Below are 25,632 nucleotides of genomic sequence, written 5' to 3' on the forward strand. Positions count from 1 at the left end.
CTACATGAGCAAAAAACCAACTGTTTTAATGATCCTGGATGGTTTTGGCCTCAATGACCGCGTGGAAGGAAACGCGGTCAAACTCGCCAAAACTCCGAATTTTGATAAGCTGCTCACGGATTGGCCTTGGGTCAAGGGGGGAGCCAGCGGCCTGGATGTGGGGTTACCGGATGGACAGATGGGCAATTCCGAAGTCGGGCATTTAAATATCGGGGCTGGCCGTATCGTCTATCAGGAGCTGACTCGAATTTCCAAAGCCATTGAGGACGGAGATTTCTTCGAGAATCCTGCTCTGGTCAAGGCCATGGACAATTGTAAGCAGCACGACAGTGCCCTGCACCTATTGGGGCTGCTGTCGGATGGAGGCGTTCACAGCCACAACACCCATCTGTATGCCCTCCTCAGGATGGCAAAGGAGCGGGGGCTGACAAAGGTCTATGTTCATTGCTTTTTGGATGGACGCGACACCCCTCCAACCTCTGGGCTTGACTATGTGAAAGAGTTGGAGGCAGAGATTCAGAAGATTGGCATCGGCAAGATCGCCACTATTTCAGGCCGTTATTACGCTATGGACCGCGATAACCGCTGGGAGCGGGTGGAGAAAGCCTACAACGCCCTTGTCTATGGAAGGGGAGAGACTGCCGATTGTCCCGTCTGCGCTGTGGAAGCCTCCTACAAGGCGGAAATCAATGATGAGTTTGTTCTTCCGACAGTGATTATAGAACAAAATAAGCCTACGGCGACGATTCAGGCGCAGGATTCCGTGATCTTCTTCAATTTCCGTCCTGACCGCGCCAGACAGCTTACAAGGGCTCTGTGTGACGAGGCCTTTGCGGGATTCCAACGGGAATGGTTTCCGCTGGAGTATGTTTGCTTTACTGAATACGATGTGACCATCCCGAACAAGGATGTTGCCTTCGAAAAGGAATCCCTTCATTGCATTTTCGGGGAGTATGTCTCGTCGAAGGGGTTGAAGCAATTGCGGCTGGCAGAAACGGAAAAGTACGCTCACGTTACGTTTTTCTTCAATGGCGGCGTCGAAGAGCCGTATCCCGGAGAAGATCGGATTCTGGTCCCCTCACCGAAGGTTGCGACCTACGATCTTCAGCCTTCCATGAGCGCCGTCGGCGTCTGCGACAAGCTGGTTGAGGCGATTCGGTCGGGGAAATATGATGTGATTATCATCAATTTTGCAAACCCGGATATGGTGGGACACACTGGCATTCTGGAGGCGGCGATTGAAGCCGTGGAGACAGTGGATGCATGCTTGGGTAGGGCAATGGAGGCGTTGCTCGCTGTGAATGGCCAGATGTTTCTGTGTGCGGATCACGGCAATTCCGAGCAGCTGGTCGATTATGAGACTGGCGAGCCCTTCACGGCGCATACGACAAATCCCGTCCCCTTTGTACTGGTCAATTATGAGCCAGGCGTGACGCTGCGGGAAGGCGGCAAGCTTGCGGATATCGCGCCCACCCTTCTGGATATGATGGGAATGGAACAGCCAAAAGAGATGACGGGCCAGTCCTTGCTGATTCGTCCTTAAAACTAGAGAAACGGTTTCTCAGCTCACTTGAACTGAGAAACCGTATATTTTTCGCACAATTTTCCATACTAATTTCATGGTGCCGGAGGATACGGCATACAATAGGAGTCAACAGGCGAGAAGGAGTTTGATCGAATGAGACAAAATATCGCAATACAAGAGATCCATGCCAGAGAGATTCTGGATTCTAGAGCAAATCCAACCATTGAAGTCGATGTGATAACGGAGGATGGTACCCTTGGCCGCGCCGCTGTGCCGTCGGGCGCTTCCACAGGGGAGCATGAGGCGGTGGAGCTTCGGGACGAGGAACGGCGTTATGGCGGAAAAGGCGTACAGAAAGCGGTGTCAAACGTTAACACTGAAATCCGCGGTGCGATTCGAGGAATGAATATACTGGATCAGCCGGCAATCGATGCGGCTTTGATCGCGTTGGACGGTACGCCGAACAAAAGCCGTCTGGGCGCCAATGCCATTCTAGGCGTTTCCCTGGCCGCTGCCCGCGCCGCGGCGGAGGTGCTGGGAATGAGCCTGTATCAGTATATTGGTGGCTGCAACGCCAAAGTTTTGCCGGTACCCATGATGAATATTTTAAATGGGGGCGTCCACGCGGACAATACCGTGGACTTGCAAGAGTTTATGATCATGCCCGTCGGCGCGGCCAGCTTTCAAGAAGGGCTTCGGATGTGCGCGGAAGTCTATCAGCAGTTGAAGAAAGTCCTGCATGGGAAAGGGTTATCTTCGGCTATCGGGGACGAGGGAGGATTTGCTCCCAATCTCGCTTCTTCCGAAGAGGCTCTGGAGCTCCTGCTGGAGGCGGTGGAAAAAGCGGCCTACGAGCCGGGACGGGATATTCGCTTCGCCATAGACGCTGCGTCCTCCGAAATGTATCAGCCGGACAGAAAAGCCTATTATTTCGCCGGTGAAAGTCAAATGCGGGGGGAAGAAATCTACCGAACAGCGGATGAGATGGTTCAGTACTATCAGAATCTGTGTGACAAATTTCCAATCATTTCTCTGGAAGATGGGTTGGATGAAAATGACTGGGAGGGATGGAAACTGCTCACCAGCCGCCTTGGAGACCGGATCCAACTTGTTGGCGACGATCTATTTGTGACCAATACACAGCGGTTGGAAAAAGGAATTACAGAGAAGGTCGGCAATTCCATCTTAATCAAAGTCAATCAGATTGGAACCTTGACAGAGACACTCAACGCCATTGAGATGGCAAACCGAGCTGGGTATACAGCTGTAGTATCCCACCGGAGCGGAGAGACGGAAGATACCACCATCGCAGATATTGTGGTGGGCGTCAATGCAGGGCAGATTAAGACCGGCGCGCCGTGCCGGTCTGACCGCACCGCAAAGTATAATCAACTGCTGCGCATAGAGGAAGAACTGGGAAAAAGTGCAGAGTACTGGGGACTGAAGGCGTGGTTCAATTTGCGCTAAGGAGTCACATGGCTAACAGAAGCGCTGCAAGGGGGACCGCTTCCCCCTTGCAGCGCTTCTGTTTTCTTGAGGAAGAAAATCGCAGTCTAACAACTATAAAAAGAAAAAGGACTTGCCTGCCATGACAATTTACGGTATACTAAATCTATCCTACGGTAAACAGGAGAAGAACAATGGGGTGGACCTTTGCGGACTTTTGGATATCATTATTTGAATCCCTATTATATATGGAGTTTGTAACTCGTTACAATGGGCTAAAGTGGAATCGCAGGATCAGCACCACAGCATTTATCATCGTCACAATCCTGATCTATACTTTAGTCGCGGTGGCGGGCTATCAGCAGTTTGCACCGGAGGCTAAACTATTTATCCGGACTGGCATGGTATTTTTATACGCTTTGTACTTTCTAGGAGGTTCCATGGCAGGGAAGATCATGTCCTGTCTCTTTTTTCCGCTATCCCTCGTGACATCCCAAGTTTTGGTTGCCATTTTCGCTGGCAATATTCTGGACGTCAATCTCAGCCTTCTCCTGGAAGGGCAGGGCCTCTATCACTCCATTGTCACTGTTTTAGCGGAAATCTTTTTATATTATGCGACTAGAGTATTTTTGCGATTCAAATACGTCGCCCAGTACCCGTATAATAAGCTGCATGTCGTCATCGTCTCCTTAATTCCCGTCATTACCATCCTTTTTATGGTTGTGATCATGGACGCGGCTATAGACAATCAGATACGGGATTTAAATTCTCTATATCTGATTATCTCCGTTCTCGGTGTCCTCGTAATCAATATGACGATGTTCTATTTATTTAGCAAGCTGGGCAAGGAGGGACAGCTTGCACTGGAAAACCGGCTGCTCCGCCAACAGAACAAATATGAGCGCAAAAACATGGAGGATCTGAAACGATTCTATGATCAGACCCGAAATATGAAACATGAGATGAAAAATCACCTTTTATACATTGCCCATGCGCTGGAGGAGGGACATGTCCCGGAGACCCTTGCATACATTGAGGAATTGAGAGGGAAGATCAATCAAATTCAAAACTATGTCCACACCGAAAATGATTTTCTAAATTTCGTACTCAACACACGGCTGTCTTTAGCGGCTGAGCAGGAGATTCCGGTGAAAATTCAGATCGAGGACACGGATTTCGCTTTTATGGAACCGATGGATTTCCACTCGCTCCTGGGCAATATCCTGGATAATGCCATGGAGGCCAGTGCAAAGCTGCCTGTATCCTGGAGGGATGTCGGGCTGGAGCTGTCAACGAAGAGGGGGTATCACCGTATACTTGTGCGAAATCACATCCAGGACAGTGTGCTAGCTGAAAATCCTCATATGTCCACGTCAAAGGAGGATGTGATGAATCACGGCATTGGGGTGACGGTGATACGGAAGATTGTGGAGCGGTATAAAGGTCATGTTGACTTCTATGAAAAAGATGGCTATTTTTGTGTCCAGGTTTTGCTTCCCAACTGTAGGGAATCCGAGGCACCGAATCAAAATGAAACGGAGGCAGATCGATAGATGAACTTTACCATTGCCATCTGCGATGACGATGCAGCGATGACACACTATCTCGGGGAGAACATACAGATTGAATTTTCCAAGCAGAATCGAATCTGCACTCCCCATCTCTTTACCGACCCGCACAAGCTCATGGAGCAGTTGGCGGTTATGGCGTATCATATGGTCTTCCTGGACATGGATATGCCGGATATTACAGGCTTCGATATCGCCAAAGAAGTGGTGGCACACCATCCGCAATCTCTGATTGTGTTTGTGACGAGCCACGAGGAATTGGTCTATCCATCGCTGCAATACCATCCCTTTCGCTTCATTCGAAAGCGCTTCTTTTCCAGCGAAATCCAGGAGGTGGTATCCTCCGGAATCACGTCGCTGGAGGAATCCGGTCAGCTTCTGGAGATCAGGACCAATGGAGGGCCGATCTATCTATATAAAAACGAAATCATATATTTCGAGAGTGAGCGCAACTATCTTATGACGGTGACGGAAACCGAGACATATCGAAGCCGGGAGAGCATCGGGCATAAAGAGAAGGAATTGAAAGATTCTGGATTCATTCGAATACACAGCGGCTATTTGGTAAATCAGCGCTACATATACGCCTTTGAATCCGATCAGGTCAAATTGCGCAGTCAAACCGTCCCATTTCTGCCCCTGAGCCGGCACAGGCGGGATAGGGCGATTGAAGAATTTCAAAAATATTTGCGGTAAAACGGAGGATGTAGTGCCCTATGAATATTCACGGAGGAAATATATGGGATTTCGAGGGGCCGCCGCTTCTCGACTATAGCTCGAACATTAACCCTTTTGGTGTCCCGGATAGTTTCCAGAGAGCCCTGTTGCAGCATATGGAGGAATTCACGAGATATCCGGATCTCCAGTATCGAGAGGTGAAGCGGAGCGTAAGGCAGTATTTGTACGCTGGGGGGGCGGAGCCGGATGTCTCGGTCATTCTTGGAAATGGGTCTGCGGAAATCTTTTATAAGGCCATGACATGGTCCTCCATAATGGATGTTGTGATTAGCGTTCCCACCTTTAACGAGTATGCTAGGGCCGCTTCCTTTGCCGGAAAGCCCTGTACGGCCGTACCATTGAAGGAGGAGGAGGAGTTTCGCCCCAATCTTTCAGCGCTGCTCCCGTACATAAAGAATGGCACTCTCTGTCTGCTCTGCAATCCCAACAATCCAACTGGACAACTGCTTCTAGGCTCGGAGCTTCGTCCTTTTTTGGACGAGCTTCAGAGGAAAGGCGCCTATCTCATGGTGGATGAATGCTTCATTGAATTCTCCCGCCAGAGCTTAGCCCAATCCATGGTCGAGGCGGTGCCATCCCATCCCAATCTCATGGTTGTCCGCGCGGCGACAAAGTTTTTCGGTATGCCAGGACTGCGATTGGGATATGGCATTACATCCAATACGGCTTGGGCTCAAGAGTTGGAGGCGCAGATGGAGCCGTGGCACATCAACGCGGCAGCAGTTGTGGCATCGCGCTGTATTTTTCAAGACCTGTCATATATGGAGAAAACGAGGCGATGGTTTGAGACGGAACGGCCTACTTTTTTGTCCGGTCTTCTTCAGTGGGACAGCGTCCATGTGTATCCCGGACATGCCTGCTTCTTCTTGCTTCGCGCAGTGGACACGGCTAGGGCAGAGGACATCTACACAGAACTTTTGCAGGAGGGAATTTTGATCCGAAGGGCGGAAGGATTTGAGAATCTGTCGGCAAGACATTTTCGGGTGGCGCTCAAGGATGCCAGATCCAACGCGCATTTTATTCGAACGATACAAAAACGGGGACTATAATAGAATCAGAGGTGAGGACAGTGACAAGTGATACGATTATTTTGCACGGGATTCCGACTAAAGTATATTCCGTTAACACTGTGATTGTGGGGACGGGCGCCGCGGGATACAACGCGGCCAAGCAGCTGTGGGACATGGGACAGAAGGATATCGCAATCCTGACCGAAAAAGCGGATGCCGGAACTTCGCGGAACGTCAGCGCTGATAAACAGGCGTACTACAAGATCTCCATCTGTGGATGGGAGATGGACAGCCCTGGGAAAATGGCCAAAAATCTCAGCGCAGGTGGCTCTATGGACGGAGATGTGGCGCTGGTGGAGGCGGCCATGTCCGGACAGGCCTTTTACAATCTGACGGAGAGTGGAGTTCCTTTCCCGAGAAATCAATATGGGGAGTATATCGGATACCGCAGCGACTATGATTCGGCAAAACGGGGAACCTCCGCCGGCCCGGTTACTTCCAGGCTGATCACGGAGCGCCTGGAAGAGGAAGTGTGGAAGCGAAAGATCCCCATCCTGGATGGCCATCAGGTGATTCAATTGCTGACAGATTCTGACGGCAAAGCCGTCATAGGACTGCTGGCCCTCAATCTAAATCAGGTTCGGGAATATCACCAGCGATTCGTCTTATTTAGCTGTACCAACATCGTCTATGCAACGGGAGGTCCGGGAGGGCTATATCGCAGTGCCGCGTATCCTGCCTCTCAGTTAAGCTCCCTCGGGATTGCACTGGAAGCCGGCGCTCTGGGGGCTGGGCTGACAGAGTTTCAATACGGAATTTGCGCGGCAGACTTCCCCCATATGATTACAGGGGCATATCATCAGGCCATTCCCCGGTACATATCGACCAACGAGGATGGCTATGAGGAGCGGGAATTTCTGAGCGATTATCTCGAGGACCCTCGACTGTTGGTCAACACCATCTTCGCGAAGGGGACCCAATGGCCCTTCGATGCCAAGAAGACCCGAAAGGGTGGCACCTCCATCCTGGATTTGCTCCTATACCATGAGATTGTGGTGAAAGGGCGCAGGGTTTTTCTGGATTATACCCGCAATCCATCCGGGGCGGGGGTTCATCTGGATTTCTCATTGCTGGATAAGGAAGCATACCTGTTTCTCCAACGCTCCGACGCACTGCTGGAATTGCCGTACCAGAGATTGTCCAAGTTAAATCAGCCCGTCATGGAATTGTTGTTGGATCAGGAAATCAATTTGCGGCAAGACCCCATGGAAATCACCTTAGCCGTCGCCCATCATAATGGGGGTTTGGCCGTTAATACTTGGTGGGAAAGCAATCTGCGCCATCTGTTTCCTATCGGAGAGGTGGCTGGAACCCATGGAATCTATGTCCCAGTCGGAGCTTCCTTAAATGCCGGCCAGGTGGGGGGATACCGCGCCGCAGCCTATATCACGGCGAATTACACGGCGCCGCCCATGCGTGCGGATCTGTTTGTTCAGCAGGTGAGTGGTGCTGTCTCAGGGCGCATCCAGATGGCGGAGACCTTTGTGGAAAAACTTCAGAAAAGGCGTTGGACACACGAGAAGGGGAATATTCGCAGCCGTGTCCAAGCGATCGGGGAGCGGATGGATTTCGCCGGCGGTCTGCTGCGGCGCCAGGATAGAATCCAGCAAGCATTGCAGGAAGCGCGGGATGAGCTTCGGAATGTGACCGATACGCTGATCCCGATGAGCATGCGGGAAATGGGGCTTTGCTATAAGGTCTACGATTTGTTGATCTGCCAGATTGCCGTATTGTCCGCGATGGAAGATTATTTAGAGCAGGGCGGCAAGAGCCGCGGAGCCTGCCTGGTCTATGACGCGCAGGGGGGATTGGCGTCGGATAAACTGCCCGATCGATTCCGATTCGGGCTATCGGATGCGACCCTGCAGGGACAGGTTCAGGAGCTACAATATCAGGCTGAGAATAGCCAGTGCCGGTGCACCTGGAGATCCGCCGTTCCCATCCCAAAGGATGAAAATTGGTTTGAGACCGGCTGGCGGGATTTTCGACATGGGAAACAGAAATAGCCTGTCTATAAAGTTATAGAATGCTGTTACATTCGGCACAGACAAAGACATGATAGGATAGAAGGTCCCTTCTATCCACAAATAGGGGGATTTGTTATGCGACAGGAAGAGCAAGCGTTTTTTGAACAGCTGTATTTGCAGCTCTACGACGGGCTTTACCGCTTTATCGCGCGCATAGCCAAGGATGCCGACGCGGCGGAAGATCTGGTTCAAGAGACGTTTACAGAGGCTTTTAGCCGGATCGATACTCTGATGGCACATCCCAATGTGACAGGGTGGTTTTATTTGACAGCAAGAAACAAAACGCTGAATCATCTGCGACGAAAATATCATCAGGAGATGACGGATCTGGATTTCGATCTGGTGGCGTCCACTGCTTCCAGCGATGGAAACTCGCCTGTGGAGACGACGGTCATGGAGGAGTTTTTCCAGTTCGCACAGCTTGCAGGATATGTGACGGAACAGGAGTTGGCTATGTTGAAAGACCGGTTCGAAGTGGGACTCTCCCTTGAAGAAATTGCGCAGCGATACGGTTTAAGTCTTGGCGCGTGCAAGATGCGGTTTTCTAGGATTTATAAGCGTTTGCGAGAAAACCCGGAGCTGCTGAGGGTCTGTGTCCTAGCGCTCATGCTCGTGTTGCAGGCAAAAGGAGGTATATAAAATGGCGGATAAGAAGGCGCAAAGACTTTTTCTCCGGCTCATCTCCGAGACATTCTTTGTCTCCGATGACACACTGGATTCCAAAAAAATTGACCGCCTTGTAAAGAGGCTTGACCGCCTTGATCCGATCCCTTCCTCCGCCTCCTCCGCGGAGGAGGCGCTCCAGCACTGGTACCATACCCAGGGAATCGAGCCGCCGTCGGTTGAGCTCGAAAGGCCTAGATTCTGCTCTGCGAAGAAGCGTGGCAAGCATATATGGAAAACCATTGTCGCACCCGCAGCTATTTTGTTGACGCTCTTTCTTGTGATCTGGGTGCCTACGAATTTTCAGCAATCAAAGACGGACAGCGCAATGCCGAATCGGACGGCGGAGGGAGAACAAAATGCCGCGCCACAGCAGTACAATGAAGTCGGATTTGATAACGCACAGTCGGCGGAATCCAAATTGGCGGCAGGGGAGTCGCAGGATGAGGAGCCGGCAAGTCAATATAGCGGCGCCATGGAGTACTCGCGTCTATTCAATTCCGTGGATATGTCCTTGCCAATGGGGGAATGGCTGAAATTAAAGATGGATGCGGGGGAGCCGCTGGCAGTCACGGGTACCGTGACGCACGTGGCGAGTGACAGCGCAACCATGAGCTTTGTGCTGCACACAGAACAGGGAAATCTCGGTCTTCTTCTATCCAGTGCCCTGTTTGTGCCGGAGACGATTCTCCATAGACAAGTCTGTGTATGGATTCGCGAGGATGCGTATGCGCCGACGGCGAATTTGGGGTTCTCAGAGGAGGAGATGGCATCGCTGAACGTAGAACCCATTGAGGTGGACTCTCAAGCCCCATTCGACAGCGCAAATCTGGCCGTCTTCCTCGTGGACGAAGTAGGAAACCTACAGGCGGTCTACGAGGATGATTCTCTCGAGGGTGAATTTCCACAGACGGTGGAGATGTGGAACTCGCAGGTGGGGGGAGAGTAAAAAAAGAGTGTTAAAGTGGGATACGATCCGTTTGGGTTTTATCCCACTTTTTATTTTAAAGTTCAAAGAAAAAGGGGATTGACAAAAGTATGAAATCATACTATAATATGCCGAGTATGAAATCGTACTATGGAGGTGCGCTATGGAACATGGAATCGAGATACAAACGAAACGATTTAACCTTCTGTCATCGGAAATTGATGCGGCTTATCATGAAGCAGCGCTGAAATTGGGGCTGTCAGACAGCGCGATGCTGATCCTTTATACTATTTGTAGCCGTGATGGGGAGTGCCTGCTCAGCGATATTATGCAGATGTCCGGCGCAAGCAAGCAGACGATAAATTCGGCGCTGCGGAAACTGGAAGCCGAGGACATTGTCTATCTGGAAGCGTTCAGCGGCAAGAAGAAAAAGGTCTACCTCACGGATAAGGGAAATCAGGTGGTGAAGAATACCGTTCTTCGTCTGATGAAAATAGAAAATGATATTTACACTTCCTGGACAAAGGAAGAATGGGAAACCTATGTGGAGTTAACACAGCGGTATTTAAATATGTTTAAGGACAGAATGAAGGATTTATAGAGATGAACATCATGACGATTCAGCTTTCAGACCATTTTAATTACAGAAAACTTCTGCTTTTTACGATTCCATCCATGATTATGATGGTCTTTACTTCCATCTACAGTGTGGTAGACGGCTTTTTCGTATCGAATTTTGTGGGGAAGACTCCCTTTGCTGCCGTGAATTTTATCATGCCGGTGCTGATGATTTTAGGGTCGGTTGGTTTTATGTTTGGCGCGGGAGGTAGCGCCCTGGTTTCCAAAACCATGGGAGAAGGCGATGACGAGAAAGCACAGCGGCTTTTTTCGCTGTTTGTCTACTGCACAGCGATCTGCGGCATTGTGATTGCCGTCATCAGTTTTATTTTTCTTCGCCCTCTCGCATCTCTCATGGGAGCTGAGGGGGCTATGTTGGATAACGGTGTGACATATGGACGGATTCTGCTGGTTGCTCTGCCGTGCTACATGCTGCAGTTTGAATTTCAGAGCTTCTTTATTACAGCCGGAAAGCCGCAGCTCGGCCTTGCCGTGACCGTTATATGCGGGCTGGCCAATATGGTGCTGGACGCTGTATTTGTGGTCGTTTTCTCATGGGGACTTGTGGGAGCCGCATTGGCGACAGCATTCAGCCAGATATTGGGCGGCGTTATCCCTATCTTTTATTTCAGTCGGAAGAACAACAGCCAACTTCGGCTGACAAAAACGGAACTGGATGGAAAGGCGCTTCTGAAAGCCTGCACAAATGGCTCATCAGAGCTAATGAGCAATATCTCGACTTCCGTCGTCAGCATGCTCTATAACTTCCAGCTTATGCGTTACGCCGGAGAAAACGGAATTGCCGCCTACGGTGTTTTGATGTATGTCAACATGATCTTCCTGGCCATTTTTATCGGATACTCCACAGGGATCGCGCCGGTTGTGGCGTATCATTACGGTGCGAAAAACCATCTTGAGTTAAAGGGGCTGCTGAGAAAGAGCTACGTTGTCATTGGGATTTTCGCGGTCAGCATGTTCGTGTTGGCGGAAATTCTGGCGAAGCCGCTGGCAGGAATTTTTGTAGGCTATGACCGGGAATTGATGGGGATGACCAAGAGAGCGTTTACGATTTACTCGTTCTCCTTCCTGTTTTCCGGGATTGCCATCTACGGCTCCTCTTTCTTCACCGCACTGAATGATGGCCTAACCTCGGCGCTGATTTCATTCCTGCGAAGCTTAGTGTTTCAGGTGGCGGCGGTCTTGATACTGCCGGTCTTTTTGGAGATCGACGGAATCTGGTTTTCTGTGGTTGCCGCAGAGATGGTGGCAGCGATGATGACCGTCTTCTTTATTGCGGTAAAGAGGAAAAAGTATCAGTATTAACTTGAGTCATTTCAAGAAACTATAAACTAAATAATCGTTTATCGGAGGGCTTACAGCCGCAGCTGTAAAGTCGGAAAAGATGTCGAGTGCGCTCGGTTATTTAATAATCGGCGCATATTTTATACTCAAAATTCGGAAAGGAATGCTTTTATTATGAAACTTATTTTACGGTTTTTAAAACCACATTGGAAATTGTGCCTGATCACAATACTCTTTGTAATTGTGGATGTAGTCGGAGCATTGATTATTCCGACCTTTGCGGCGGATATGTTAAACCAGGGTACAGCGGCGGGAGCTGATTTTTCAGCGCTCGTCAACACATGTGTCAAAATGCTCGCAGCAGCCCTTATCTCAGGCGTGGCAACGATACTCGGCGCTTATACCTGTTCCGACCTGACTTCAAAAGTCGGAGCAGACATCCGGAGTTCTCTATATAAAAAGACCTTACGCTTATCCGGGGCGGATTTCCGTTCTTTTGGCACGGCATCGGTGACAACAAGAACCGTATCCGATATCACAAATATTCAGTTCGCACTTCTGAGTTGCTTTCAGATGCTGTTCCCTGTTCCAGTGATCTTTGTCGTTTCGCTGGTGCTGACCTTTCAGAAAGATATTTTGATGGGTGTTATCCTGCTTGGAATTTTGCTGATCATCGCTATCGTCGCGGGAATCATCATGAAAAGCACAGCGCCCATGTTTCGAAAGCTACAAAAGAAGCTGGATACGATGAGCAAAGTGCTCTTAGAGAATATTACAGGCGTCCGTGTAATCAGGGCATTTGACAAGGAATCCAGTGAAGAACAGCGTTTGAATACCGAGTTCAGTGACTATGCCGGAACCGCTATTAAGGTCAACAAACGCTTTGCAATCCTTGACAGTATTTCTAATTTTGCAATTAATATGTTTATAATTTTAGTTTATACATTCAGTGGATTCCGCATCACGGCCGGGCATTTCCAAATTGGTGATATTACGGCGATCATCGAGTATGCCATGCTTTCTCTGTTTTTTTTGATGATGGCACAGATGGTGATTCTGACGCTTCCCCGCGCTCTTGAGTGCTGTAACCGTGTCAGTGAAATGATGAATTTCTCTCCGACGATTGCCGACAGGAAGAACAAATGGGCCGAAGAAAAAGAAAATTGTCAGGATGTCCTGACCTTTAAAAAAGTATCCTTCCGTTTTGCGGATGCCGATGAATATACCTTGAAAAACCTTAACTTTACCTGCAGGCGTGGGGAGACGACAGCAATTATCGGCGGTACAGGAAGCGGAAAGTCCACAGTCGCTTCCCTGATGATGCGTTTCAACGAGGTTACAGACGGCGTGGTGCTGCTGAATGGCGTCGATATTCGGGAAATGCCGCAGAGTCAGCTCCGGGAACGCCTTTCCTTTGTACAGCAAAGAGCATGGCTGTTTTCAGGAACCATTGCAGAAAACCTGAGATACGGTAACTCGGAGGCTACAGATGAGCAGTTATGGCACGCCCTTTCCATTGCACAGGCTAAGGACTTCGTTGAGGCGCTGCCGGATAAGCTGGAATCCTTTGTGGCTCAGGGCGGCACCAACTTTTCAGGAGGGCAGAAACAGCGTCTCTCCATCGCCCGTGCCCTGGTAAAGAGACCGGAGCTTTACATTTTTGATGACAGCTTCTCCGCCCTTGATTTCAAAACGGATGCTGCACTGAGAAAGGCGCTGATTCCGGAAACGAAAGATGCTGCGGTTGTGATTATTGCACAGAGAATCAGTACCATTCTCCATGCGGACAGTATCATTGTCCTGCACGAAGGCGAGCCGGTGGGAATTGGAAAGCATGAGGAACTGCTTACAAATTCCCCGATCTATAAAGAAATCTATGACTCACAGACGAAGGAGGCAAGTGAACATGAGTGATAAGAGAACTGTTACATTTGATAAAGAAATACCGGAAAATGCCGGTATAACGGCAAAGCGATTGTTTGGGCAGCTTAAGAACCAACGCAGCCGTTTGATCATCGTCGCAATCTGCATTGTTTTGTATACGGCACTTAATATCTTTACACCATATTATAGTGCAGGGGTGATTGACCATCTGCTCACTGCGATTCGGAATTGTGTGAGTACTGGAGCTAAGTTTTCCATCGAGTGGAATCCGCTCGGTATGAAAATGCTGGCGCTATTTCTTATGTATATCCTTACGAGTGTGTTTTATCATTTCCAAGCATACCTGATGGCGAGTGTTGCAGAGCGGCTGATTTTGACCTTGCGGAAACAGATTAGTCATAAGCTGAATAAGCTACCTCTCCGATTTTTTGATGGGAACAAACCCGGTGAGATCTTAAGCCGTGTGACGAGCGACCTGGATAAAGTATCAGAAACTCTGCAGACAGGACTTTTGAAGCTGCTGACTGCAATTGGTACGCTGGTTGGCGCGATGGCCTTTATGTTTTATTACAGTGTTTTGCTGATGCTTGTATTTCTTGCTTTTACGGTCGTGAGTCTTAGTGTGACCAAAGCTGTGGCAAAGAAAAATCTCGAATGTGCTGCTGACCGGCAGCGGGCGCTTGCCTACCTCACAGGTATTGCAGAAGAATATTACACAGGGAGAGATGTCATCCGGGCCTATAACCATGAACAGGAGAGCATTGAAACAGTCAACACTGCAGTGGATGAGCTCCGTGCCGCAACAAAAAAGACCGACTTTTTGACAAACTGTGTAAACCCATTGATACGTATGCTTTCCCGGTTGTCACAGGCGGCCATTATGCTCCTCGCCTGCCATTGGATGCTGCAAGGTAGAATGTCTCTCGGTGTTGTCCAGGCATTCTTCCAGTACATGAACATGGCGGCAGAACCGCTTACCGAAACCTCGTATATGATTAACTCTCTGCAGGCAGCCCTTGCCTCTGCAGAGCGTACATTCCATTTCCTGGATGCGGCAGAAGAAATACCGGATACCTCCACTCCCATCCCTCTGGAAAAAGCAAAAGGAAAAGTCTCATTTGAGAATGTCAGCTTCGGATATACGCCGGATAAGATTCTTATGAAAAATATCAGCTTTACAGCAAAGCCTGGGCAGAAGATTGCTGTCGTTGGTTCCACCGGAGCTGGTAAAACAACGCTGATCAACTTGCTCATGCGGTTCTATGAAGTAAATGGCGGACAAATCACGATCGACGGTATCCGCACCACCGATCTGACGAGACAGGATTTGCGTCACAATTTCGGCATGGTGCTTCAGGATACATGGCTATTTGGCGGAACAATTGCAGAAAATATCGCCTATGGAAGGCCAGACGCGACAATGGAGGAGATTAAAGCCGCCGCCAAGGCAGCCAAGGTCGATTACTTTATCCGCACCATGCCGCAGGGCTACAACACAGTATTGGATAACGATGCGGCAAATCTCTCAGTAGGCCAAAGGCAGCTTATTACCATTGCCCGTGTGTTCCTTTGCAATCCACCTGTGATCATATTGGATGAGGCAACCTCCAGCGTGGATACACGAACCGAGGCAGAAATTGGCAAGGCTATGAAGCAACTGATGAGTGGCAGAACAAGCTTTGTAATCGCGCACCGGCTTTCCACGATTCGTGATGCGGATAACATTCTGTTTATGGAAAACGGCAATATTATCGAACAGGGCAATCATAAAGAGCTGCTTGCTGCGAAGGGTGCATATGCTGCGCTGTATTACAGCCAGTTTGCATAAAAAGTACTAGGAGTACTTGTACCTCAGTCTTCGGGAGTGGAGGAGGGGGCTTGTGGCGTCTCGCTCTGCGCCGCTGCGCATTTTTGTTCTTCTGCGAGCCTTTTGGCTTCCTCCTTAGCCTTCATGTTGGCGGCAGCTTTCGCGCGCTGCCGCTCTTTGTATTCCTTTTTCTTTTGCAGCAGCTGAGCCTGTTGAATCTTATACCATTTCATGTACCGGGCGATAAAGTAGACAGCGCCAGCGGCTATGATAAGGAAAACCGCGTTGGATGGCCAGTATCCGAGCCATTTTTCAACATAATTGACACTGATCAGATACGCGATGTTGATTCCGATTCCGACATAGAGCACCCAGATCTTCTTTCGTTTGACGCTGTGATAGACCAATAAGACCAGCGCCACGTTGATGACGACCATGAATAGCTGTGTGATCATCTGAACTTGGACAGTAAAGAAATTAAGCGACCGTATCTGCTGGACAAGTCCTTCCACCTGATCGATTGTAATCGTCTCCGTAACCAATTCCTCAATCTTTCCACTGTTGACTGTGCGGGAAAGGCTCCCCTGGCTGATCATGGTAGCGCTGTTGCTGAATATGGCTGGTAGCCAGTACGCGAGCCCCATGGCCAGGGTGTCATAGATCGTCCATTTCCCCTTGCGGGTGAAGCGGACGGCAAGGTATTGGATAGGAAGCTGAAAGAGCGCCGTAATAACGGATAAAATCAAGACTAACAGATAAAACTGACTCTCCAGATACTCTAATGCCCCTGGAAACGCGCCGATAAGAGATGTAATTCCGGGAATCAAAACTTTTGTTGAGGCGAAGTAGATAAGGATTCCAAAGAAAAGGGAAGAAATGGAGTAGCGGTGGCGGCGGTATAGAAAATATAGAGCAAACAGTGGAATGGTGATCTCCAACACTCCGGCAACATACAACCCTACGATGGTACTGGTTTCAATCATTCAGCAAGCCCTCCTGCGTATTCAATACATTTACAGATATTGTATTATTATACAACAAGCGGTTCCGTTTGTGAAGCTTTTTTCACATTATTTCACCGGTTTTCTACGATTTTCTTTCTCATGCCGTTTGACTTCAATGATGGGTTTTCGAATTAGGACATTGGACAGAGCTCGCCCGTCGAAGGGGAGTAGAGGCCATGTGTATCGAAGGCCGCTGAAAGAACGGGTTGTAACTAAAACCAGAAGGAACAGGATAAACCCTATGGCAAATCCCCACACGTCAAATAGGCCAGTCAGCAGCAGGATGAAGATCCGATAGATGCGTATGGCCATGCCGAACTCAACGCTTGGCACCGCGTATGTGGCAAGCCCCGCAATGGCCATATAGAGAACGGTATCTGGAATCAACAGGTTTACCTCAATGGCATATTGGCCGAGGATCAATCCGCCGATGATCCCCATAGCCGTTGTAAGGCTTGAGGGGGTATGAATCGACGCCATCCGCAGAATCTCCAACCCGAGTTCTACCAGAAGGAGTTGGACAAAGAGCGGAATCGCCGCAGATTCTGTTGGAATCATAAACTGTAGGATCGATGGCACGAAATCCGGATTTTGCGCTAACAGAAGCCAAAGAGGGGTAAACAAGAGACTGATGAGAATGGCGAAAAAACGGATCCAGCGGATATAGGTTCCCACCAGGGGATTTTGATAATAGTCTTCCGAGTGCTGTGTAAAATGAAACAGCGTGGCCGGGAACAGCATGGCGGACGGCGAGTTGTCCACCATCAAGACAACGTGTCCCTCCAAAAGATGGGCGGCCACCACATCTGGCCGCTCCGTAAATTTCGCCTGTGGAAATGGATTATACCATCGCTTTTTAATCAACAATTCTTCCAGAGTTTTTTCGCCCATCAGAAGCGCATCCACATGAATATTGTCCAATGCCTCGCGAAGATGCGCCACAAGATGCGGATCCGCTAAACCATCGATATACCCGATGACCACATCCGTGCAGGACTTTGAACCAACCTCTTTCATTTCGTATACAAGATTGGGGTCCCGCACGCGTCGCCGAACAAGAGCCGTGTTGAAAACGATTGTTTCCACTAAGCCATCCCGAGAGCCCCGGGTCACCTTTTCTAAGTCAGGTTCTTGAGGACTTCGAACGGGGTAGGTCCGCATATCCAGCAGAATGGCTTGATCGAAACCGTCGATCAGGAGTAGGGTCTGACCAGACAGGATGGCCTTCATCATAAGGTCCACGTCGCGCTCCAACGTCGTCTCAATATACCCGATCTGATTCTGTAAAAACGACTCCAGTGTTTCCATATCCTCAATCCCTTGCTGACCTTGGATATGCTGAAACAGCCGAAGAAGCACGTCATCTTTGCTAAGCCCGTCTACCAATAGATAATAGGCGGGTTTACCAGCGATGATAAGCCTTCGCCCCACTAAATCAAAGCTCTTTTGAATCGGAAGTTTCTTCTCAAACAGACCAATATTTTGTTCCAAATCTTTAAAAATCTGCATAATTTCACCTCAGGGAGAAAACAATTTTCTGATAGTTTTCCCAGGGATCGGGAATTTATTCCCATGGAGATCGAAAGATACGGAATCCCTATCGGCTAAGACTACCAAATACACAAAAAACCTCGAAATATGTCTGGCAATACTCGTTGGAGTATGATATAATGGCAGTGACGAAACGGGGATGTTACATAGCCTCCGTAAAATTAAGAAAGTAGGGATAGTACAATGCCTTTTGATGCGTCAACAGAAAGTATAACCCATTTGCAGGTGGCGAATCTGGGACTCGTGGCAATGGACAGCGCCTCTGAATTTGGAAAAAAAGTTGATGGACATTTAAAGAAGCTTTACTCTAGGCTGGAGGGGCCGCAGAAAGATGCGGATTCATTTTTAGTCGGCGTCTCTTGTCCTCGTTTTCAGACGGGAGATGCGAAGGCGGTCATCGGTCAATCGGTGCGGGGAATGGACGTGTATTTGCTGACGGATGTGGGGAACTATAATTGCACGTACTCCATGTTCGGACAACCGGTTCCCATGTCGCCGGATGATCACTATCAGGATCTGAAGCGAGCCATTGAAGCCGTCGGCGGAAAGGCACACCGCATTACGGTCATCATGCCCATTTTGTATGGCGGACGGCAGCATCGCCGCACATCCCGCGAATCATTGGACTGTGCAGTTGCGCTGCAAGAGCTACGCAATATGGGCGTTCATTCCATCATCACCTTTGACGCCCATGACCCGCGTGTACAGAATGCCGTCCCCTTGATGGGATTCGACAATGTCATGCCCTCGTATCAGACATTAAAGGCTTTGCTGCACCACGTCCCGGATATTGTGATCAATAAAGATTCTTTCATGGTGGTCAGTCCTGATGAAGGGGCCATCGATCGAAATGTATATTATGCCTCTGTTTTGGGTGTGGATATGGGTATGTATTATAAGCGCCGGGATTATTCCCGTATCGTCAATGGGCGCAACCCCATTGTTGCCCATGAATTTCTTGGCAACGATATCCATGGAAAAGATGTCTTTATCTACGATGATATCATCTCCTCCGGAGATTCGATGTTGGATATCGCCTACGATCTGCGCAAGAGAGGGGCTGGTCGCATCTTCGCGGGTTGTACCTACGCGCTCTTTACGGAAGGGGTCGACAAATTCACGGAGGCTGTTGAGAATGGATATCTGTCCGGCGTGCTGTCCACCAATTTGACCTACCGCCGTCCGGAATTGTTGGAGGCTCCCTGGTACTATGAGGTGGATGTCTCCAAATATGTCGCGTATTTTATCGCTTCTATGAACCATGACATGTCCATCAGTCTTCTGCTGGATCCCCTGGCAAAGATCAACGACTTGGTCGCCCGCCATGCGGAAAAGCAGGCTATGCAGTTGGAGTTATTCGAAGAAGATGATGAATGATCGGTTCCTCGAATAATAATAAAAGGGGCACAGCACAATACCGGGCTGTGTCCCTGTTTAGTTGGCAGAAATACGCGTTCTGATAGTCAATACTCCCGGTACAGTCCGATCACCTTTCCCAAAATCTCGCAGTCCCGCACCAAAATCGGGTCCATAAAATCGTTCTGAGGCTGCAAGCGTATGTACCCATCCTCCCGAAAGAATGACTTCACGGTTACGCTGTCGCCGAGCAGTGCGACGACGATATCGTTGTTCTCAGCGCTGCTCTGACGGCGGACCAGAATTAGGTCGTCCTCCAGAATACCAGCGTTGATCATGCTCTCACCGCGAACGCGGAGCATGAAGACCTCGCTGTTATGAGTATACTGAACTGGGATTGGAAAGTAATCTTCGATATTCTCAACGGCCAGGATCGGCTCTCCCGCCGTAACCTTTCCGATAATGGGCACGTTGACAAGTTCTGGCTGGGGGCCGGGGAAAGGGATGACCTCCGCCTCCGGCTGCGGCGGCCGGGCGGCAGGCGACGCTTGCTCAAAGCTCTTCTCCAATATCTCGATTGCGCGAGGTTTGGTCGGATCTCTGCGAATAAAGCCCTTTCTCTCCAAGCGCTCTAGATGACCGTGGACGGTTGACGTCGAGCGGAGGTTCACAGCAGCGCAGATCTCCCGCACCGACGGGGGATATCCCTTAACAGCCTGTTGAGCGACGACATAATCTAAAATCTCTTGTTGTTTTTTTGATAAATCGGACACGCGTATCACCTCAAATGGAATTTGCTATCATTATAGCATATATGTTCGCAAATTTCAAACAAATGTTCGAAAAAAATGAAATCTTTTTAGTCCCGCTGGTTTGAATGTTTCACGATACTCTGAAAGGATGTCAGAAACGCGCAAAATTTTTTGACAACTCCCCACGGATGTGGTATACTATATGCTTTGACAACTGCGAAAGCAATCCACAAGTGTGGATTCCAAAGCCTGGCAGAAAAAAGAATCAGGAGGACATAGTGTTGGTGGCAGAATTCGCCGCTGTCGCTAACGCTCCAGAATGGAGATTTTTATGAGCATATCGCAACATCCGGATTATGCTGAGGAAACACAATATCTGTCCCACACGCTGCAGGAACTGGAAAAGACCTTGAAAATCATGCAGAAAAGAGCATCGGATCTGTCTGTCGAAGTCCATGAAAAGAATCGTCAGGTAACCAATGACAGCAGTCAGGACTACATTGATTTGATGGTGGGCTCGGCGTTATTATCCTATGCTTCCAACAAGACGGAAGCGCTGGAGGCAGTGCGCCAGGCTCCTTACTTTGCAAGGATCGATTTCCGGGAGGATAAGAAGCAGGAGACAGAGCGGTTTTACCTTGGAAAGACATCCATCATTGAGGAAGAGGATCAGAAGTTGTTGGTCGTCGATTGGAGGGCACCTGTCGCGAATTTATACTACGAGGGACGCATTGGAGAGAATCACTATAAGGCACCTCAGGGGGAAATCACGGGGGAATTGTCGCGAAAGCGGCAGTATGTTATATCCAGCGGCGCGCTGGCCGGGATTTCAGATGTGGACATCGTGACCGACGACGAACTGTTAAACGCTTGTCTGGAAGCCAATGCCACCAACCGTCTGAAAGAGATTGTGGGAACTATACAGGGAGAGCAGAATCAGATTATACGCTCAGATCTGTGGAAGACCTTGATTGTTCAGGGGTCTGCCGGAGCGGGGAAGACCACCGTTGCCCTACACCGGATCGCGTACTTACTGTACGCCTATGCGGGCACCATCGCTGGCGATAACTTTATGATTCTGGGGCCGAATCAATTCTTTCTAAACTATATTTCCGCCGTGCTTCCGGATTTAGGCGTCGGGGAGGTCAAGCAGAGTACATTTGAAGACTTTGCCAGGGCCATATTAGGTAAAAAATTCAAAATTCAGGATATCCACCATAAACTGCGGATATTTCTGCGCTCAAAATCCAAACCGGAAGAGATTCGATGGTTAAAACAAGAGTCCTATTTTAAATCTTCCCAGGCATTTATCCATGTCTGTGACGCGTATCTGAAGCATCTGGAATCTAACTACCTGCCAAAAGAAGGTCTGTTGCTTGCGGGCCAGCCTTTCATGTCATATAAACAACTGCAAGATTTGTTTCTCCATTCTTACCGGCATCTCTGCTTTGAAAAGCGCATACCGGAGATGAAAAAGAATATTCAGTCGAAACTCCGCACACAGAAGGCGGCCATGCAGAAAGGGCTGGAAGAGAAGTGCGAGCGCCTGCGAGAGAAAATCATCATGCAGTATCCCAATGACTGCCCTCAGCGCAGGGAGGCCATGAAGGCGCTATACGATAAGCGCGATGCCTTGTTGCGCAACCTAGAAGCGGAGAGCAAGACCCTCATTGCGAAATACTTAGCAAAAATACCTAAAACAACCGGCTTAGAGTATTATAAACAGCTCTACACAGATGATCAGCTGTTCGATCAGTTTGTGCGGCCTGCCGCAGGGGATTTTGCTGATTATCTGCGGCAGTATACACTGGAGCATATTCGGAGACAGACACTGGAACTGGAAGATTTAGCGCCAGCGATGCTTATTGCCGTGTCCGTCAAAGGGCTTTCCAAAAGTGAGGGGATTCGTCACGTAGTCATTGACGAAGCACAGGATCTCAGCCTTTTTCAGTTTTATATGCTCAAACGGATTCTGAGTAACTGTACCTTCACCATATTAGGAGACTTATATCAGGGAATTCACGGGTATCGGTCCATCCAAAACTGGGACGAGGTTCAGAGGATCTATTTGCCCGGGGAGAGCGCCAGCGACGTCAAAATTCTGCAGAAGAGCTATCGGACTACAATCGAAGTGGTGGATAAGGCGGGACTCATTATGGAACGGCTGCACATGAATCCAAGCTATAAAGCGATTCCCTTTCTCCGCCACGGCGATGAAGTTGTCTATCAGAAATTGGATTACAGGTCTACAATCGCAGCGATCGGGCAGTCCATCCTTCAAGGAAGGGCCGAGAGAGGATATGTGACCTTTGCCGTAATCTGCAAAAATCAGGAGGACGCAGCGACCGCATATCAATCCCTAAAAGAACAGCTTCCGAACGTCCAATTGATCTCGGAGGACAACGCCGTCTATGACGGGGGGATCAGTGTCCTGCCGTCCTACCTGGCAAAGGGGATGGAATTTGACGCGGTCTATCTTCCCTGGGCGGATGCCAGCCATTACGGAATGGACGCTCTGGATGGCAAACTGCTATATGTCTCCATGACCCGCGCGCTCCACAGTCTTTATCTCTACTATGAAGATGAGATTACGCCGCTACTTGCATGCTGAGGTTTTAAAGTGTTATAGGATAAGAATAGGGGGTGTATCCAAAGATACACCCCCACATATCGATTCCCTCTGGGACTGTCAACCGGCAACTTTACTGTTACTGCTGCGGCTGGCCATTGTCTGTTGCAATCAAGCGATTGATCTCATTCTGCATCAGGGCCCAGCCGACAATGGGCATGAGCAGTTCTAAGACAAGGTAGAGAACATTGCTGTTGCTGCTGGGGATACCGCGCTGCGTCTTGGCTTGATCGAGCTTTTCACCCATCTTGTAGGCCCAGTAGATGCCATAGATATTGCAAGTGACAAGTGTCAGAAGAAATGCGATTCCACCGGAGGGCGCATTGGTCTGATTGGACAGCTGATTGGAGTCATTGGTCATGCAAATGAACCAATAGATTCCATAGATGCCACAGGTGACGATGGACAAGACGATACATAGGGGAAGACTTTTTTGTTGCATAGTATGTAGAACCTCCTTTGATTTATAAATCCTCTCTTTTACCATTTTACAAAATTGCGCCCCATATGTCAATTACCTATATATAATTTTTAGACTCGCAGAAATTTGGCAGTGCGATATATTGTATCCTTTGCGAACATATGATCTAAAAAATTCCCGAATTTTTCTAAAAACCCTCTTGACAAGAATATGCGTTCGCACTATAATAAGAACATACTATCGGCAAACAATTGTTCCTATTTCAATGAAAAGAGGGATTCTGATGACTACATATCAAGCTACACATGTGACGGCCAGAACAGCGCCTAAAAAGAAACTTCTCGCCCGGTATCGCAGGCTGCTTGTCATTCTTTCAGCGCTCGTCATCATCTTGTTATCGCTGCTGATCGCGCAAGGGATTCACTATTCTGCTCGGGCGGAAGAGCTGAATGTCAAGACGTATCAGTCTGTTACCATAAGCGAAGGGGAATGCCTGTGGACCATTGCGCAGCAATACAAGGCGGAGGGAATGGATGTTCGCCGGTATGTCGGTGAGATTAAACGGATCAATCAACTGTCCTCTGATACCATTGTGTCAGGACAGTCGTTGATTCTGCCAATTTACTCGGTCTCCAACGAATAGAAACCTCATCTTTTACTATTGACACGGCGCTAAGGCGCCGTGTTTTCGACAGATTCTTTATCTTTTATCCAGAAAAAGTCTAAAACTATTGCCAAATCCTAGTTTATTCGCTATAATAGAACGTATGCTTTGTACCTGTACATCAAAAAACTAGGAGGGGATGAAATGGACGATAGGATATGGATTATCATCGCGTTCATCATGTATTTGGGGATTATGCTTACCATAGGATTTCGCTACTATGGGAGAACGAAAAATTCGGAGGAATACTTTTTAGGAGGCCGCAAACTTAGCGGCTGGGTGGCGGCTCTCAGCGCACAGGCATCCGACATGAGCGGTTGGCTGCTCATGGGATTGCCCGGCGCCATCTATGCACTCGGCACAGGACAGATATGGATTGCCGTTGGCCTGGCTCTTGGTACGGCCATCAACTGGATCTTTATCGCAGCCAGATTGCGAAGGTACACCATCGTGGCGGGGAACGCCTTGACGCTCCCGGAGTATTTTCAGAACCGCTTCCACGATACAAAGGGAATTTTGAAGATCGCCTCCTCTCTCTTTATCATGATCTTCTTTCTCGTCTATACCGCCTCAGCTTTTTCAGCGGGCGCCCAGCTTTTCCAAACCATTTTTGGAATCGAGTATACATATGCACTTATCATCGGCGCGGTTGTGATCTTGTCTTACACCTTTCTTGGCGGTTTCATGGCCGTCTGCTGGACAGATTTCATACAGGGATTGTTGATGCTTTTCGCTATTTTGATCGTTCCAGCCGTGGCGCTGAACCTTATGGGTGGTCTGGGGCAGCTGAATAGCGCGGGAACAGCTCCCCATTTTTTGAATCCATTGTACAATGGAGGGGAGAGGATCACGGCGGTATCCCTGATTTCACAGTTTGCCTGGGCACTGGGATACCTGGGGATGCCTCATATTCTGGTACGTTTTATGGCGATTAAAAATAATCGGGAAGTCAAAAAATCTAGAGTCATTGCCATCACGTGGGTGATTCTATCTCTGGGGGCGGCCTGTGCCATTGGCGTTATTGGCCGCGCGTTTCTCCCGAACCTCGGCGCCGATGACAAGGAAAAAGTCTTTATCTCCATGATCTTAGAGATATTTAAGGGGAATCCTCTTTTGCTTTTGATCGGCGGAATTCTGCTGTGCGGCGTTCTCGCCGCCATTATGTCGACGGCAGACTCACAGCTTCTCGTCACAGCCTCCTCCATATCACAGGATCTCTATAAGGGCGTTGTCAATAAAAATGCATCGGACAAAAGTCTTCTGCGGTTGAGTCGAATTGTCACTGTCGCCGTCGCCGCCATCGCGTTCTGTATCGCGCTGGACCCTAAGAGCAGTGTCATGGATCTGGTTTCTAACGCCTGGGCGGGCTTTGGCGCGACCTTCGGACCTGTCGTTCTGCTGAGCTTGTTTTGGAAGCGAGGCAATAAAATCGGTGCGGCTTTTGGCATGGTCGGCGGAGGTCTGACTGTGATCATCTGGGATTATATTAAGTTCGGCGGCGCTACCTTAGCGGCGTCAACAGGACTTTACTCCCTGCTTCCCGGTTTTCTTGTAGGCTTGGTCGCCTTTTTCGTCGTCAGCCTTTTGACGAAGGAACCGGAGGACGTCATTCAAAAGGAATTTGCTTTGGTTGCCTCGGGCAATGACGTGGAGATCGACAAAACCTTGGAGTCCTGATA

The 25,632-nt window shown here is 49.1% G+C and carries 20 protein-coding genes; 16 read left to right on the forward strand and 4 right to left on the reverse strand.

The genetic code is table 11. The annotated features are described in order from the left end of the window. Positions 1-4: 4 nt before the first annotated feature. The 12 genes from gpmI (at position 5) to H8730_RS06425 (ending at position 15,597) form a co-directional block, all read left to right on the forward strand. On the forward strand, positions 5-1,543 hold the full coding sequence (gpmI, locus tag H8730_RS06370; RefSeq protein WP_249289580.1) for a 2,3-bisphosphoglycerate-independent phosphoglycerate mutase: 1,539 nt from the start codon (positions 5-7) through the stop codon (positions 1,541-1,543). A gap of 135 nt (positions 1,544-1,678) precedes the next feature. Next, on the forward strand, positions 1,679-2,992 hold the full coding sequence (gene eno / locus H8730_RS06375) for a phosphopyruvate hydratase (protein ID WP_177720385.1): 1,314 nt from the start codon (positions 1,679-1,681) through the stop codon (positions 2,990-2,992). 173 nt (positions 2,993-3,165) lie between these two features. Continuing rightward, positions 3,166-4,524 (forward strand): sensor histidine kinase, encoded by a 1,359-nt coding sequence (locus H8730_RS06380; protein ID WP_177718869.1) that lies wholly within the window; start codon positions 3,166-3,168, stop codon positions 4,522-4,524. Next, the gene (locus H8730_RS06385) at positions 4,525-5,235 is read left to right on the forward strand and encodes a LytR/AlgR family response regulator transcription factor (RefSeq protein WP_177718871.1); all 711 of its coding nucleotides are present in this window, start codon (positions 4,525-4,527) and stop codon (positions 5,233-5,235) included. Positions 5,236-5,255: 20 nt separating this feature from the next. After that, complete coding sequence (locus tag H8730_RS06390; RefSeq protein WP_177718873.1) at positions 5,256-6,326, forward strand: pyridoxal phosphate-dependent aminotransferase; 1,071 nt, start codon at positions 5,256-5,258, stop codon at positions 6,324-6,326. Positions 6,327-6,346: 20 nt separating this feature from the next. After that, positions 6,347-8,353: an FAD-binding protein gene (locus H8730_RS06395; RefSeq protein ID WP_177718875.1), complete on the forward strand. Its 2,007-nt coding sequence runs from the start codon at positions 6,347-6,349 to the stop codon at positions 8,351-8,353. 96 nt (positions 8,354-8,449) lie between these two features. Next, positions 8,450-9,013: an RNA polymerase sigma factor gene (locus H8730_RS06400; RefSeq protein WP_177718877.1), complete on the forward strand. Its 564-nt coding sequence runs from the start codon at positions 8,450-8,452 to the stop codon at positions 9,011-9,013. Between the two features lies 1 nt (position 9,014). After that, positions 9,015-9,986 carry a hypothetical protein gene (locus tag H8730_RS06405; RefSeq protein WP_249289581.1) on the forward strand — a complete coding sequence of 324 codons (972 nt, stop codon included), beginning with the start codon at positions 9,015-9,017 and terminating at the stop codon, positions 9,984-9,986. Positions 9,987-10,128: 142 nt separating this feature from the next. After that, positions 10,129-10,566 carry a MarR family winged helix-turn-helix transcriptional regulator gene (locus H8730_RS06410; RefSeq protein WP_177720179.1) on the forward strand — a complete coding sequence of 146 codons (438 nt, stop codon included), beginning with the start codon at positions 10,129-10,131 and terminating at the stop codon, positions 10,564-10,566. Between the two features lie 11 nt (positions 10,567-10,577). Next, on the forward strand, positions 10,578-11,906 hold the full coding sequence (locus H8730_RS06415; RefSeq protein ID WP_177720181.1) for an MATE family efflux transporter: 1,329 nt from the start codon (positions 10,578-10,580) through the stop codon (positions 11,904-11,906). Positions 11,907-12,059: 153 nt separating this feature from the next. After that, complete coding sequence (locus tag H8730_RS06420) at positions 12,060-13,799, forward strand: ABC transporter ATP-binding protein (RefSeq protein WP_177720178.1); 1,740 nt, start codon at positions 12,060-12,062, stop codon at positions 13,797-13,799. Continuing rightward, positions 13,792-15,597: an ABC transporter ATP-binding protein gene (locus H8730_RS06425; protein ID WP_177720177.1), complete on the forward strand. Its 1,806-nt coding sequence runs from the start codon at positions 13,792-13,794 to the stop codon at positions 15,595-15,597. Before H8730_RS06420 ends, H8730_RS06425 begins: the two co-directional genes overlap by 8 nt. Before the next feature lie 23 nt (positions 15,598-15,620). On the opposite strand, the gene H8730_RS06430 is transcribed toward H8730_RS06425, so the two are convergent. Further along, positions 15,621-16,559: a YhfC family glutamic-type intramembrane protease gene (locus H8730_RS06430; RefSeq protein ID WP_177720176.1), complete on the reverse strand. Its 939-nt coding sequence runs from the start codon at positions 16,557-16,559 to the stop codon at positions 15,621-15,623. 87 nt (positions 16,560-16,646) lie between these two features. Further along, on the reverse strand, positions 16,647-18,089 hold the full coding sequence (locus tag H8730_RS06435) for a spore germination protein (protein WP_177720175.1): 1,443 nt from the start codon (positions 18,087-18,089) through the stop codon (positions 16,647-16,649). Positions 18,090-18,314: 225 nt separating this feature from the next. Between H8730_RS06435 and H8730_RS06440 the strand changes: the two genes are divergently transcribed. After that, positions 18,315-19,508 (forward strand): ribose-phosphate pyrophosphokinase, encoded by a 1,194-nt coding sequence (locus H8730_RS06440; protein ID WP_177720174.1) that lies wholly within the window; start codon positions 18,315-18,317, stop codon positions 19,506-19,508. A gap of 86 nt (positions 19,509-19,594) precedes the next feature. Here H8730_RS06440 and lexA read toward each other — a convergent pair whose 3' ends face one another. Then, a complete protein-coding gene (lexA, locus tag H8730_RS06445) occupies positions 19,595-20,260 on the reverse strand; it encodes a transcriptional repressor LexA (RefSeq protein ID WP_177720173.1) in 666 nt (221 codons plus the stop codon). A gap of 310 nt (positions 20,261-20,570) precedes the next feature. Between lexA and helD the strand changes: the two genes are divergently transcribed. Continuing rightward, positions 20,571-22,850 (forward strand): RNA polymerase recycling motor HelD, encoded by a 2,280-nt coding sequence (gene helD / locus H8730_RS06450; RefSeq protein WP_177720172.1) that lies wholly within the window; start codon positions 20,571-20,573, stop codon positions 22,848-22,850. A gap of 97 nt (positions 22,851-22,947) precedes the next feature. Here helD and H8730_RS06455 read toward each other — a convergent pair whose 3' ends face one another. Next, entirely contained in the window at positions 22,948-23,310 is a 363-nt protein-coding gene (locus tag H8730_RS06455) for a DUF4234 domain-containing protein (protein ID WP_177720171.1), read from the reverse strand. A 262-nt stretch (positions 23,311-23,572) separates the two neighbouring features. Between H8730_RS06455 and yneA the strand changes: the two genes are divergently transcribed. Together yneA and putP are read left to right on the forward strand one after the other, a co-directional pair. Continuing rightward, entirely contained in the window at positions 23,573-23,932 is a 360-nt protein-coding gene (gene yneA / locus H8730_RS06460) for a cell division suppressor protein YneA (RefSeq protein WP_177720170.1), read from the forward strand. 165 nt (positions 23,933-24,097) lie between these two features. After that, positions 24,098-25,630: a sodium/proline symporter PutP gene (gene putP, locus H8730_RS06465; RefSeq protein WP_177713486.1), complete on the forward strand. Its 1,533-nt coding sequence runs from the start codon at positions 24,098-24,100 to the stop codon at positions 25,628-25,630. Positions 25,631-25,632: the final 2 nt, after the last annotated feature.

Source organism: Bianquea renquensis, assembly GCF_014384895.1.
Classification (GTDB): Bacteria; Bacillota; Clostridia; order Lachnospirales; family Bianqueaceae; genus Bianquea; species Bianquea renquensis.

Bases quoted from the DNA above. Each gene is read 5' to 3' on its own strand.
- H8730_RS06420 (WP_177720178.1), top strand. From the start codon at position 12,060: ATGAAACTTATTTTACGGTTTTTAAAACCACATTGGAAATTGTGCCTG.
- H8730_RS06400 (WP_177718877.1), top strand. From the start codon at position 8,450: ATGCGACAGGAAGAGCAAGCGTTTTTTGAACAGCTGTATTTGCAGCTC.
- H8730_RS06455 (WP_177720171.1), bottom strand. From the start codon at position 23,310: ATGCAACAAAAAAGTCTTCCCCTATGTATCGTCTTGTCCATCGTCACC.
- helD (WP_177720172.1), top strand. From the start codon at position 20,571: ATGAGCATATCGCAACATCCGGATTATGCTGAGGAAACACAATATCTG.
- H8730_RS06405 (WP_249289581.1), top strand. From the start codon at position 9,015: ATGGCGGATAAGAAGGCGCAAAGACTTTTTCTCCGGCTCATCTCCGAG.
- H8730_RS06430 (WP_177720176.1), bottom strand. From the start codon at position 16,559: ATGATTGAAACCAGTACCATCGTAGGGTTGTATGTTGCCGGAGTGTTG.
- yneA (WP_177720170.1), top strand. From the start codon at position 23,573: ATGACTACATATCAAGCTACACATGTGACGGCCAGAACAGCGCCTAAA.
- H8730_RS06435 (WP_177720175.1), bottom strand. From the start codon at position 18,089: ATGCAGATTTTTAAAGATTTGGAACAAAATATTGGTCTGTTTGAGAAG.
- H8730_RS06440 (WP_177720174.1), top strand. From the start codon at position 18,315: ATGCCTTTTGATGCGTCAACAGAAAGTATAACCCATTTGCAGGTGGCG.
- H8730_RS06410 (WP_177720179.1), top strand. From the start codon at position 10,129: ATGGAACATGGAATCGAGATACAAACGAAACGATTTAACCTTCTGTCA.
- eno (WP_177720385.1), top strand. From the start codon at position 1,679: ATGAGACAAAATATCGCAATACAAGAGATCCATGCCAGAGAGATTCTG.
- gpmI (WP_249289580.1), top strand. From the start codon at position 5: ATGAGCAAAAAACCAACTGTTTTAATGATCCTGGATGGTTTTGGCCTC.
- H8730_RS06385 (WP_177718871.1), top strand. From the start codon at position 4,525: ATGAACTTTACCATTGCCATCTGCGATGACGATGCAGCGATGACACAC.
- putP (WP_177713486.1), top strand. From the start codon at position 24,098: ATGGACGATAGGATATGGATTATCATCGCGTTCATCATGTATTTGGGG.
- H8730_RS06415 (WP_177720181.1), top strand. From the start codon at position 10,578: ATGACGATTCAGCTTTCAGACCATTTTAATTACAGAAAACTTCTGCTT.
- H8730_RS06390 (WP_177718873.1), top strand. From the start codon at position 5,256: ATGAATATTCACGGAGGAAATATATGGGATTTCGAGGGGCCGCCGCTT.
- H8730_RS06425 (WP_177720177.1), top strand. From the start codon at position 13,792: ATGAGTGATAAGAGAACTGTTACATTTGATAAAGAAATACCGGAAAAT.
- H8730_RS06380 (WP_177718869.1), top strand. From the start codon at position 3,166: ATGGGGTGGACCTTTGCGGACTTTTGGATATCATTATTTGAATCCCTA.